Below are 265 nucleotides of genomic sequence, written 5' to 3' on the forward strand. Positions count from 1 at the left end.
CGTGCTCGGCCTCCGCGTTTCGGCCGTCGACCCGGAGCTGCAGTGCGACCTGGTGGTCGAGGCATCCGCTCTCTCTATCGCCCCGGACGATGCCTCGGCGATCGTGCTGCCCGACATCGCGAGCGCACCTGCGTGGGCCGGGGTGTCCCCGCCGCGAGGCGGCTGGGCGGAGTCCGGCGCCATCGACAGTGCGGTGCTCGCCGCGCGCGCGCAGTACGGGATCGCCGCCGTCGCCGACGCACTTCCGGCGGACCCGGGGGAGGAC

1 protein-coding gene is annotated in these 265 nt (G+C 75.1%); it reads left to right on the plus strand.

Features of this window, described 5'->3' with window-relative positions; genetic code table 11:
- On the plus strand, nt 1-265 hold a 265-nt coding region (locus ACZ3HH_RS30305; RefSeq protein WP_465810307.1), incomplete at both ends, for a hypothetical protein.

It is taken from the genome of Pseudomonas sp. PME37.24/025, from assembly GCF_055556615.1.